At 45.0% G+C, this 13,189-nt stretch carries 6 protein-coding genes; all 6 read right to left on the bottom strand.

What is annotated here, in order from left to right:
* Positions 1 to 85 precede the first annotated feature (85 nt).
* Positions 86 to 2,359 carry an FdhF/YdeP family oxidoreductase gene (locus tag QUA45_RS12475; protein ID WP_333220924.1) on the bottom strand — a complete coding sequence of 758 codons (2,274 nt, stop codon included), beginning with the start codon at positions 2,357 to 2,359 and terminating at the stop codon, positions 86 to 88.
* A gap of 215 nt (positions 2,360 to 2,574) precedes the next feature.
* Positions 2,575 to 7,782, bottom strand: a complete 5,208-nt coding sequence (locus QUA45_RS12470) for an nSTAND1 domain-containing NTPase (protein ID WP_333220922.1) — start codon at positions 7,780 to 7,782, stop codon at positions 2,575 to 2,577.
* A gap of 512 nt (positions 7,783 to 8,294) precedes the next feature.
* On the bottom strand, positions 8,295 to 8,654 hold the full coding sequence (locus QUA45_RS12465; protein ID WP_333097170.1) for a hypothetical protein: 360 nt from the start codon (positions 8,652 to 8,654) through the stop codon (positions 8,295 to 8,297).
* Positions 8,655 to 9,249: 595 nt separating this feature from the next.
* Entirely contained in the window at positions 9,250 to 9,942 is a 693-nt protein-coding gene (locus tag QUA45_RS12460; RefSeq protein WP_333161782.1) for a response regulator transcription factor, read from the bottom strand.
* Between the two features lie 205 nt (positions 9,943 to 10,147).
* The gene (gene map / locus QUA45_RS12455) at positions 10,148 to 10,975 is read right to left on the bottom strand and encodes a type I methionyl aminopeptidase (protein ID WP_333220920.1); all 828 of its coding nucleotides are present in this window, start codon (positions 10,973 to 10,975) and stop codon (positions 10,148 to 10,150) included.
* A 141-nt stretch (positions 10,976 to 11,116) separates the two neighbouring features.
* Positions 11,117 to 13,183: a response regulator gene (locus tag QUA45_RS12450; protein WP_333220918.1), complete on the bottom strand. Its 2,067-nt coding sequence runs from the start codon at positions 13,181 to 13,183 to the stop codon at positions 11,117 to 11,119.
* Between the last annotated feature and the right edge of the window lie 6 nt (positions 13,184 to 13,189).

Here is a 13,189-nt window from a genome sequence, read left to right as displayed (position 1 = left end):
TAATCAGTGGTTTGACTCATTTCTATTGGTGGCCGGAGGCAAAAGCTTAATCATGGTTAATCGACCGGACATGATATAAGATATTCTATACTTCCGCGTATACAAAAGCAGGTACGCGCTTGTAAGCAGGCGTGCCCGATCGCTTTTCAATCTCCGGGTGAAAAATCACATTCACTTCAGGATAAAACATCAAAGCAGCACCCTCACGAACCGCCCCATAAATCACCTCGACATTTTCCATTTTCCCCACATTGCCCTGCACCGTAACCCGCTGATGTTCTCGAAAACCCGTGCTTTCTGCATCCGCACGATTCATCAAAATGCAGTTGCGGTGCGGCATTCCCCGGTACTTGTCATCAATTTTGTAAACCACAGTATTGTGCTGAGAATAGCTGCGTCCCGTCATCAATGCCACAACAATACCCTGTGTTGATTCCGATCCTCCAAACTCTTTCGCTTCCGGTAATCTCAGCTTAGGTAAAGGCGCGACAAACATCTTCGCTTTCCCAGACTCTGTAGGAAATTTAGGTTCTGTAAAAATGCGACCGCCGATCGTGAATTCCTCTTTTGTTTCATCAATTGTTGCCATCTTTTCATAACCAGGAATGGTTTTAGCAATTAATTGCCGAACGTATTTTGTATCTTGAAGTCTGCGCCAATCAACAGGGAAATCACCGTGAATTATGCTTGCTAATTCTGTCAAAAAATGCACTTCAGGAATCAAATCAGAATTTTTGAGATGAGTTTCACCCTCATCATTTAAACGCACAAAATTATTCCCTGATTCCACCGTTGTTTTATGGGGATTTTCAAATCGATTCTGTACAGGAATCACAATTGTATTGTATTTTGCCAATCCGCTAAAATGTCCTAAGTTCGGTTTAGTTGCAAGGTAAATAATAGTTTCAACATTGGCTAAAGCGCGTTTGGCCTGATTAGAATCTGGATTTGCCCCGTACAAGTTGCCGCCCAGACAGATCAGCGTATCGACTTTGCCTGCATCTGCTGCTTCAATGAGCGATCGAGTTTCGTAACCCTTAACAGAACTGAGGGGACGATCTAACAGTTTTTCTAAAGCTTGTTGAATTTCTTTTTTCAGCTTCACAGTGACGCCCATAGATCCGAATCCTTGGACGTTTGAGTGTCCTCTGACTGGCATTAATCCCGCCCCTTCTTTGCCGACATTTCCTGTCATTAAGGCAGTGTTGGCGATGCTAAAAACATTATCTACGCCGTTATCGTGTTGGGTAATTCCCATCGCCCAACCGAATACAACCCGCTTTGAAGTGCCGATGATTTTGGCTGCTGCCTCAATTTCTGCTTGGGAAACTCCGCAGGTTTTAGTAATAGATCCCCAATCGGTTTCGCGGGCGTGCTGGACTACTGCTTCCCAGCCTTCAGTATAGGCTTGCAAATATTTTTCGTCCAGCAACCCTTGTTCGATTATAGACTTTTGAATGCCGACAAATAGCGCCGTATCGCTGCCCGGAATTGGTTGCAAGTATAAGGAGGAAATATCGGAACCGGGGATGAGCGACTTGACGGGAAATGCCGGAGAACCAAACTTGACTAATCCAATTTCCATCACCGGATTGATTACAATGATTTTACCGCCTTTGTCGCGAATTTTAATTAATTCGTTCATGAAGCGGGGATGGTTGTAGGCAGAATTCGCACCCGCGAGCACGACGCAATCTGCTTGCTTTAAGTTTTCTAGACTCACTATCGAGGTGCGAGTGGCAAACATTTCGCTTAAGCCAGTTGTCGAGGGAGCGTGGCAGAGATCGGAACAATCTGCTAAGTTATTGGAACCCATCGCTCTAATCATCAATTGCAGCAGAAAAGCCGCTTCGTTGGAAGAGCGGCCGGAACTGTAAGATGCTACTCGTTCCGGGGTTTTGCGAAAAGCAGCTTCGGCAATTTGATAAACTTCTTCCCAAGAAATGCGATCGTAATGAGATGAACCAGCCCGCAAAATCATCGGAAAACTCAGCCTTCCCAACCTATCGGCTTCCATTGAAGTTAATTGCTGAAGTTCTGCAATACTCTTCTTTTCAAAAAATTGAGTTGAGATAGCGGGCTTGATTTCAGCGGAGATTGCTTCGACGCTTTTCATGCAGCGCTGAAGTTTTTCGCCCTCTTCATTTGTAAACCCTCCTTTCTGCCCGCCAGTGCCCCAAGAACAGGACAAACAAGCACTTTTGTGAAGCAAAGTTTTCCAAAGTTTCGGCCCTTCTGGGGACAATGTATGTTCTGCCCAATATTCTATTACGGGCAAACCGCCACCTATCTCTGGTGTTTCCTCGTTTGTCTCGTTGAATGGCGGGATTGGTTGGACATTTTGGGAGTTGACATCCATGCGGTTTACCTTTTGTTGGAATTGCGGATTAATGCGGCGGGCGAACCGCCAAATGAGTTCAGTTTATTACGGAAATTTTAGCGCAAAGTTAAAGCCAAAAACACCAGTCAACAGATAGATACTGTAATCTAAATTAAACTCTAGGTTAGCAGTCATGAAGAGAATTCCTTCTTCATCGGCAGAGAGAGAAATCAATTCCTCACTACAAACAAGGTTTACTTCCTCTTATTTAACGCCTGCTTCCCAAACCCAAGACACAGCAGCCGATCGCCCTCAGCAACATTCGGGTCATTCTGCAAATAATCTCCCAACCACTCGCAACTCCGAGCAATGATATTATTTAGTTCCAAATTCTCCACAGGCAACAGAATTACAGTCCTATCCCTACTAGCAAAAGCCAGAGTTTTGCTGTCCGAACTAAAAGTAACGCTCAACACCCGATCGCTCGATTCTAACGTCTTAGATAGCAGCGCCTTCTTGCCGTCAAAATTCCACACCTTAACAGTATTTCCCCCACTCGCCGCCGCAATCAACTTGCCGTCGGGACTAAAACTCACGCTTTCTACAGTATCGCTGTGGTCGAGTTTTTCAGTTAAATTTGCTACCTTTCCATCAAACCCCCACAAGTAAACTTTTTTGTCAGCACAAGCAGCAGCAATAGTCTTACCGTCGGGACTGAAACTAACATTTTTAACGCTGTCCCGGTGGTCTAGAGTTTTCATAATTTTGGCAGACGAACCGTTAAATTTCCACAGGTAAACTCTCTTTTCTCCGGTAATTTCAAAAGCCTTTTTCTTCCCGCTTGCCTTGTCCTCAGAAGCGGTAGCAGTAGCAATAGTTTTGCCGTCGGGACTGAAGCTAACGCTAATTACTGGATTGGTGTGATCGAGTTTTGCAAACAAAGTTGCTTTAGAACCGTTCCAGCGCCAGAGGTACAGTTTGCGGTCGGCACTTGCGGCGGCAATTATCTTTCCGTCTGGACTAAAAATCACGCTTTTAACAATGCCGCTGTGGCTGAGAGTATCTAATAGTTTGCCGTTTAAACTCCAGACTTTCACTGTTTTGTCGTCGCTCGCCGAAGCAACAGTTTTATCATCAGGCGAAATGCTCACCCAGGTAACAGAATCCTTGTGACCTTCTAAAATTTTGAATAAACTGCCGTCATCCTGCCAAAGTCTCACGGTTTTGTCCCCGCTAGCAGAAGCAATTGTTTTGCTATCAGCGCTAAAACTGACTTTGTAAACCCAGTCTCCGTGTCCCGATAAAATCTTATTCAGCGGAGTGCTGTCCGGTTTCCAAATTTTCACTATTTTGTCTTTACTTGCGGAAGCAATAGTGCCGTCCCCGCTGAAACTTACGCCCCTTACATCGTCTTGATGTCCTCGAAAAGTATTGAGCAAAGTGCCGCTGCGACTCCAAACTTTCACCGTATCGTCTGCACTGCCGGTGACGATTTTTTCGCCATCGCGACTGAAACTCGCGCTGACAACTTCATCGTTGTGTCCTTTGAGAGTTCTGATTTCCTCACCATTTCGATTCCAAATTTTGGCTGTGGTGTCGGCACTTGCCGAGACGAGTTCTCGACTATTGGGACTGAACTTAACGCTGTAAACAATTCCAGAATGATTGGTTAATGTTTTGGGATTAATTTTAAATTTCTGGGTTTTACTTTCTCGGTTCCAAAGTTTGACAGTTTTGTCAACACTTGCGGAGGCAATTGTTTGGCCGTCGGGACTGAAACTGACGCCGAGCACCCAGTCTTTGTGTCCGGTTAAGGTTTGCAGCAATTTTTTATTCGCCAGGTTCCAGATTTTCACGGTGTTGTCGTGACTGGCGGAAGCTAGGGTTTTGCCGTCAGGACTGAAACTGACGCTGGTGACGATATCGCGGTGGCCGGATAAAATGCCGTGAAGCGAAGCTATCCCGTAGGGAATCGCACTTTTGTCGTTATCTACTTGCCAAATTCTAATTGTGCGATCGGCACAACCAGTAGCGATCGTTTTCCCATCGGGACTAAAACTAACACTCGTGACGCTATCCGGGTGATTGAAAGTTTTTAATAACTTACCTTCTTTGGTCCACAATTTAACAGTTTTGTCAGCACTTGCCGAAGCAACTGAATTGCCGTCGGGACTGACACTCACATCCAAAACAAACTTGCTGTGCTGCTCGAAACGGTTGCGTTCTTGCACCCCGGAAACTGCTTGTCTGAGTCTTTCAGCAATTTGATTTTTAGTGTCCACAGGCAGCGCTGTACTTTTCTGAGAATCACGGCCGATTTTGATACTATTTCCCAACACTCCTAATTGATTTTTTTCATTAGAAAGCACTAAAGCTTCCGATGCCGAATTTAGGGCATCTGTCCGACTTTTTTCTGCTTCTTGCCGCGCGCTTTCTGCTAGTTTCGCTTGCTCGAATGCCATCGCCGAAACACCTCCGAGTACAAGCACTCCTAGAACCGCCGCCCGCAATTGCCATCTCCGAGTTTGGTAAAGTTGAGCTTCCGCTTGGTACTGTTTGTCTCTAGCTTCCGACAGCAAAGCATCTTGCTCTCTGTCTTTGCGAATTTGTTCAATTTCATCTCGGTTAATTTGATTTTGCTTTCGCAGTTCCTCAAATTCTGCCTTTTGATCTAATTCTTGCTGCTGGCGAATGAAGCTAACTAAATAATCGTGAACGAGCTGATAAAGCTCAGCAGGCAGTTCCGTCCATCGAAAAACTAAACCAGAGCTTACTAACAGCTCTAAGACTAAATCTAATTTGTCTGCTTCGGCAAAAGTAGCCAAATTGGAGGCTAATTCAGCGCGGGTTTTTAGGGGACGTATCTCCTCTTCATCTGTTAGAAAATACAAAACTCGGCGGGCGGCCACTTCATTTTCCGGACCGCAATCTTTGATAACTTCTTCAAGAAACCTTTCGACTAATTTTTGTTGCGGATTGTTTCCTAGTTCCTGATATTGAGTTAAAGTTCTAATGTCCTCTTGTTGCAGTTGAGCGCCGACAAGTTGTAGTTCGATCGGGCGGACTTCTCCCAATTCTCCAGCTAGATCTTTGACTAATTCTTCGATCAGATCCGGTTCTAAGTAAAACTGCGCTCGTTCAGTTAATGTGCGAATTACCGATCGCGCATCGACCAGCGAAAAATTTCCCAAATAAAACAGAATATTTTTGCTGAGAATGTCCTCCAAAATATCATTGTTAACGAATCCTGTCTGGTTTTTGGGTCGGGAAAATTCTAGCAAATAGTGCAGGTAATCTTCCCGCAAACACAGGACGACTTTTAAATATTTTATTTTCAAGCATTCCCGCAAAAAATCAAAAAATATTTGTCTTTCCGCTGGCTCTTTCCACACGAAAAAAAATTCTTCAAATTGGTCAAATATCAGAACTGTCACTAAATGTTCGGAATTTATTTGCAGCTCGTTGAGAATATTTTCGTATTCGATCGCCTGTTGTTGTATGATTAATTCTACTGGCTGTGACTGCTCCGTTTTATCCTCATTATTCCCAGTCGAGCCACCCTGAAACCCCGAAATAAGATTTCCCTGGACTGAGCTTGGTTCTACGGTCAAATCTACCGGAAAAATTTCTGGTACTGCTTCGGCAATTTCCGGATCGAATATTTCAGCTTTCCCAGCAGATAGCTGTCTGGTCAATTCCCGCGGCCAGTTGTTATAAACTTGCAGCACTACGGGCAAAACAGTCCGCATTTCTATTTTTTTTTGTTTGAGAGCTGGTACTAATCCTCCCGTGACTATTGAACTTTTGCCAACTCCAGACTGACCGTAAATTACTGTCAGTTTGTCGGGGGTATTGTTCATCCTATATATCAAGCGGTTGAGGTCTTGCTCTCTGCCGGAAGCTGTAATTTCGTCAGCAATAGTAGCCGCGTTTGCAACAGTTTCGGCGACGGAATTAACCGCTTCTCTGTGCGGCTGCAATTTTCCGGCTCCAATAAAAGCTCGGAACCGATACGTGTGTTCCACCGCTCGGTAATCTTGCTTAATTTGAAATGCTTCGAGATATTCTCCCCGCTGAAAATATAGAGATCGCAGCATTTCTAAAACCCGCAAATACAGTTGCGGGTTGTAGCAAGGTTCCGTTTCTAAGCGAGCAAGCTCTAAATGTGCGATCGCCTCCTGCACCTCACCCAACTGACTCTGAGCCTCTGCTAAAATTAACAGATATAAGCCTAGATGCTGCGACTTTACAGGGGTTCCCTGTCCCGTAGCTTCTAAATTTGAGTTGAGAACGTCTAGAGCGATTAAACCCCATTCTTTCGCCCCTTTCCAGTTTTTTTGCTCTAAGGCTACTCTAGCCAAAAAGCCGTAATCTTGAGCCAAATTAACTGCTAAACTTTTCATATTTTCATGTAACCTCCGAGCTTTGATAGCTAAATTCCAGAGTGCATCCCAATCTTCTAAATGCTGCAATACTTCGCCAAGTTGATTGATGAATATACCAACGGCATCCGGCCGTCCCGCCCGTTCTAAAATATCTATACATTCCTGAAAATAATTTTTCGCCTCCGTCCAGTAAGGACGGTTGCCGCTGCGGTGTTGTTCTGCTTGGAAGCGGTAACAAAGACCGATGTGGAATAGGATAATTCCCTCTAGCACTGGTGCAGGGTGAACGGTAAATAACAAATTGCTAAATTCTGTTTTGGACCCAAGAAATGCTACTTGATGCTTCCAAAAGTTGAGACTTTTTTGATACAATTCCAGAGCAGCCGGGATACGGTGACAAGCATATTCGTGCCGACCGCGAATAAATTGCAAACTCGCTTCAATAGCTGGTTCTAACCTGATATTGCAAGTTTGCAAGTCTTGGCTAGCCGACTCTAATTCAGTCAAAGAATTGGCTCCGAGAATGGCAGAATTACTTAAACGCCAATTGCCGCTTTCTAAAATGTTGGAGAAAAGGCGATCGGCACTTTTGCCCAGGAATTCCACCAAGTCGTCGGGGCCAATCACAAATTCAACACTTGTCGTCCAAGTTTCGATATCTGTTACTAACCGAATTAGTTTTTTTAATATTTTGTCTGTCACCCACAGCACCACCGGGAAGGGAAAATTATTCCGAAATTCTTCCCTCACGTAGTTGGTAGAAGTTAGCACCCGATCGATCGCACTTACCGATTCCAATCCAAACACCATTAAAGCTGGCGGATGGCTGCAGGAAAGTTTGGTTTCTATCGTCGTGTAAAGAGTTTTAACAGATGACGGCAGGACAATTTCTCGAATCTCGATCCCCGACTCCTCCCGCAATTGCCGTACAATTTCCTCTCTCATCGCACTGTAATTGCACCGCACCAAAATCAGCGAAAATTGCCCCTGAGACATTCTCAGAGTCCGGGTGAGAGTTTGCAGCGAACTTGTGTTTTGCTGTGCTGCTGTGTCTTGCTGGCAGTGCGAATTAAGCATAATTAATATTGGAAAGATTTTCTCAGGATAGGTGCTGTCAACTGTCGAAAAAAGGGAGTTCGGTAACGGATTGATTAACGGATGTAACGGATGGCAGTTCGGCAACGGATTTTTTAACGGATGTAACGGATGGAACGAATCGACGACAGGGGAAGTGCAATTAAGAACTTCCTCACCGTTTTAGCGGCTGCTCCAAGTTTACTTTTACCCGTTTTTACGTTGGCAAATCACTGCGAAGAACCCTAGGATTAATTTTATTTTTGCTCTTGTGGGTGATTTCCAATCACTGGCAACTATCAATTAGTTAAGTTTATTTCGGCCTGCATACTTATTATGTTAACCGATCGCATTAAAGCATACCCAAAAAAATACATACTCTGTTATTCGCATATTCCCAGCAAAATCAACCGGATTTTACTTAAATCTTGATCGTTGCTCAAATTCTACCCAGCAAAAGAGTCTTTGTTTGCATGGCTCCGAGCCATCGCCCAAATTGCACAAATCCGATTCAGTTATTCGCATATCGCTGAAATCCGGCATTCCTTGCTTGACTGACCCCTTGCAGCACTGAGATAAACGATGGGCGGTGGCTCATCAATTACAGCTTGAAGATTTTTTGTCATAAATTTACTAATCTCCATATCTAAAGTAGCTGCAAAATCAGGTTCATCCCAATCCTCGCTTTCTTCAATGCTGATTGTTGTTGGGATCCCAATATCAACATCTAGCTCATCGCCAAAATCCGAAACTTTCTTAATTGGATCTATTTTCTGACCGGGATCGGCGGCTAAAGCTTGAGTTGTATTGGCTATTAGTACGATCGGCAGTGCTACTATGGCACTTATTGTTTGTCGCGCCGTGATTTTCCTCATGGTATCCTCCTGATATAAACTAAACTTTGGTGCTGCTATACATTCAACATCCGCCGCTACTTTAGAGCGCTGTGAGTCGATTTTAGATTTTAGATTTTAGATTTACTCCATAGATGAATCTGAGAGCTTGAACTAGGGTCTAAAATTGTGGGCTACTTACCTCTGTGACAGTTCACAAGTATCCGTTTTTGAGCAGAGTCATTAATTAATAGTGGCTTGTTTTTCCACAGGATCTAACCTTATCTGTGACTTTTCGCGGCAAGTTTGCTTAACTGAGCATATCCGGTCAACTGTTTGCGTTTCTATTTACTACGTGAAAACTCTTAAACAGTCAGGTTTTCCCGTTAAGTAATTCTCCAGCCTTTGCGAGTGTTCATCTCAGACTCAAAGCAAAGTGGGTGAGAAGTTCGATCGCACACCAGTTTTCGCACTCCCGCGCTGCCACCAGCAAGCTGATGTGCCGTACCACAGTCGCCGGATATCTGTCAATACTTATATCTTAACATTTCTACGTTTTTGGATGATTTTCGTTACCAGGCTCTTCCTGGTAACGCCACTCGACGAGGCAGAGCCTCCAGCCAAGTCGAAAGGGGTCCTATTTCGTCAAGCCGTGTTCGAGAGCGAAGCGAACCAACTCAGTACGGCTGTTAGTACCCGTCTTGCTGAACAAACGGCTGACGTACTTTTCCACATTACGCACGCTAGTTTCCAAGCGGCGGGCAATTTCCTTATTCATCAAACCTTGAGCAACCAAATCCAAAACACTTTGTTCTCGCGGAGTCAAATCAATTTTAATCGGGGAAGGACTTTGGGCGATCGAACTCCGCCCACTCAGCAAAGACTCAATTCTCGCCATTTGGCTTGTCAAAGCAGCAATATCTGGACTTTCAGCATTTTCGCTCGTCTCCTTAGCAGCCGCGCGGCGGGCCAGCAAATTGGTTACTATTGCTACTAATTCGTCAGGATCGAAGGGCTTAGAAAGATAAGCATCGCAGCCTGCTTGATAGCCTTGAATACGATCGCTCGTCATCCCCTTAGCCGTCAAAAACACCACCGGCAAAGACTTATAGCGAGGATCTTCCCGCACTTGCTTGAGAAATTGATAACCGTCCACCTGGGGCATCATAATGTCTGAAATCACCAAATCGGGATTGTACTGCTGCAAAAGTTCCCAGCCGTCGCGAGCATTACTGGCAACCTCAACCGCAAAATCGCTATCTTCCAAATAAGCTTGTACTGCTTCCCGCAAGCCCGGTTCATCATCTACCAATAATAATCGTGCTGACATAGTTTTTACCCTTACGCTTTACCACTATTTTTTAATTTAGCCGAATTTAACTCTTCTTGTCACTCCATCCATCCAAGGAACTAAAAAAATTGTTGTTTAACTCAAGAGTTTTGAGTTAGGTTTTGATCTAACGATTAAAAAGTTCTTAAATCTTTAATTCAAAACTCGAAACTCAAAACTCAAAATTATTGTTGAACCCTTCAACTTAAACTTTTGAACGATCGGTCAAAATTTCATAACCAGTTTCCGTCACCAACACAGTATGCTCAAACTGAGCCGACATAGCATTGTCAACCGTTACAGCAGTCCACTTGTCAGAAAGCGTCCGAGTGTACTTAGAACCCGCATTTAGAATCGGTTCGATCGCCAATGTCATGCCTGCTCGCAATTTCACGTTCGGCATTTCCCGCGTGCGGAAATTGAAAACCGACGGTTCCTCGTGCAAATTTCGCCCGACACCGTGGCCGGTAAACTCCTCAACGACGCTAAAACCGTTGCTTTTGACATGATCTTCGATCGCACCAGCCAGATCGAGCAAATAAGCTCCAGCCTTCACTTGTTCGATGCCTTTGTAGAGAGCTTCTTCTGCGACTCGGATTAATTTTGCCGATTCGGGAGTCACTTCCACAACTGCGATCGTAATGCAAGAATCGCCGTGAAAACCTTGATAATATGCCCCAGTATCTACCTTGAGAACATCTCCTGCCCGAATTACTTTTTTGGGACTGGGTATGCCGTGAACAACTTCGTTATTAATGCTAGAGCAAATCGATCCTGTGAAACCGTGATAGCCTTTAAAGCTGGGAGTTGCACCCATTTCGCGGATGCGTCTTTCGGCATAAGCATCCAAATCGGCAGTAGTCATTCCCGGTTTTACCATTAAGGAAATTTCTTTGAGTACCGTTCCAACGATTTTCCCTGCCTGTCGCATAATTTCGATTTCGCGTTCCGACTTAATTTCAATGCCTCGACGCTGTTTTTTGACTTGTGGTGCTTGAGTAGGACCAGAAAGCAGACTGCTAAAAATATTCATGTATTGATTGGCGGGTAATTTTGTACTTTGACGGCAGGTTGAAGCAAAAAACGGCAAATATCCAGTTTTTTGTGGAAAAACGAGTGTCTTGTTCCGAACTGTCGATCGCTTGTCCTTTAAGCTAGCTTAATATTTTTCTCACTAATCGGCACGGGATTGGGGGGTCAACAAAGCGGTTTTAACCGCCGAGTCTGTCGGTTCAGGATTCCCGAGCATTCCTGTGAGGTTAGCAATTGCGGCAATTAACTTAGTTATGTCAACTGGTTTAGATAAGTGCATCTGGAAACCAGCTTCCAGCGCTTGCTTGCGCTCTTCCTCTCTGGCGTAGGCCGTCAGAGCGATCGCAGGCATCTTTCCACCCCTGAGCACTTCCATTTCTCTCACGCGCGCGATCAACTCGTAGCCGTCTGCTTGCGGCATTCCAATGTCGCTCAGCAGCAGATCCGGCCAATAACTCTCCAGTGCAGCTACAGCCCCGGCTACCGATGCCGCCGATCGCACGATAGCTCCTTCGTCCTCGAGTAAAGCAATCAAAAACTCCCGCGTGTCATCGTCATCATCCACCACCAGCAATTGCAAATTAGTCAGAGTGGGGAGAACCTCTGTCGCGTCATTGAGCGGCGACCAAGCATCCCCTGCACCTTGGGTCTTCCTTTGTGCCACAGGTAAAGCCACCGTAAATTTCGCACCCACGCCCGGATTATTCTCTGCATACACCTTACCGCCGTGCAGTTCCACCAAGTGACGGACGATCGCCAATCCCAGGCCCAAACCCCCGTAAGACCTAGTTGTGCTGCTATCAGCTTGGCGGAAGCGATCGAAAACATAAGGCAAAAAATCAGGAGCGATACCAATGCCGCTATCAATTATCTCAATTTGAGCCTCATCGCCAACTGACTCTAACCGCACCTCTACTTTACCCTCTTGGGGACTAAACTTAATCGCATTTGACAGCAAATTCCACACAATTTGCTGCAAGCGATCGAAATCGCCCATAACTTCACCTACATTTGGACTGCACGTTAATTCTAGGACTATTGATTTTTCCTCAGCTAGGGGCTGCAAGGAATCTATTGCCAAGTTGATGGCAGATTCTAACCGAATCGGATGCTTATTTAAATTTAGTTTCCCGCGCAGAATCCGCGAAACATCTAAAATATCTTCAATGAGTTGAGATTGAGATTTAGCATTACGCTCAATTGTTTCTAGGGCTTTCTCTATAGTATCTTGGTCAAATGTTTTGGTACGAAGCAGCCTAGACCAGCCGAGAATTGCATTTAAAGGAGTACGGAGCTCGTGAGAGAGAATAGCTAGAAATTCATCCTTCATCTGATTAGCTCTCTCAGCTTCTTGCCGCGCCACTTGTTCCCGGAGTAGTCTGCCGCGTTCTTCCTCTGCTTGCTTGCGGTCGGTGACATCTCTAACCGTGCCCACGTGACCGATCAGTTTTCCCAAATCTGAAAACATTGGTGACGACTGCACGTGAACCCAACGCACAGTTTCGCTACCAGCTAATCGAAACTCGTTAGAATATTCCTGACTTTCTTTAATCCACGCTAACCAATCTGCTACTACCCGATCGCGATCTTCTGGATGAACTTCCCGCTGCCAAACCTCGGCCAAACTTTCCTCCAAAGTTAACCCGCAAATCGCTTGACAACGCGGGTTGATGTAAGTACAGCGGCCTTCAACGTCAGCCAAGTAAATTCCTAGTGGCGAACAAGCACACAAAGTGCGAAACCGCTCTTCACTTTTACTTAGTTCACTATTAACAGCAGCTAACTGTGTTGCTTGCTGCTTCACCTCGACTGTTTTTTGGAACAATTCCACAAATACCTGCACCTTCGAGGTCAATATTTCCGGTTCTAAGGGTTTGAACAGGTAATCGACCGCACCCAGAGAATAACCTTTAAACACGTGGGTGTCATTACTGCTGAATGCTGTGATAAAAATAATCGGAGTCGCTCGCGATCGATCTCTAGAGCGAATCAATGTTGCTGTCTCAAATCCATCCATTCCCGGCATCTGCACATCAAGCAAAATTACTGCAAAATCTTCATTAAGCAGACATCTCAGAGCCTCCGCGCCCGAACTAGCTTGTACTAGATGATAAGAGGGACTGTTGAGGATAGCTTCTAGAGCTACCAAATTTTCTGGGCGATCGTCAACTAAAAGGACATTTACTCGATGGGGGGACTGCAGATTCATAATTTT

The organism is Microcoleus sp. Pol12A5, from assembly GCF_036701435.1.
Taxonomy (GTDB): domain Bacteria; phylum Cyanobacteriota; class Cyanobacteriia; order Cyanobacteriales; family Microcoleaceae; genus Microcoleus.
Note: the sequence above shows the minus strand (reverse complement) of the source record. Positions and strands in the feature narration are given on the sequence as shown.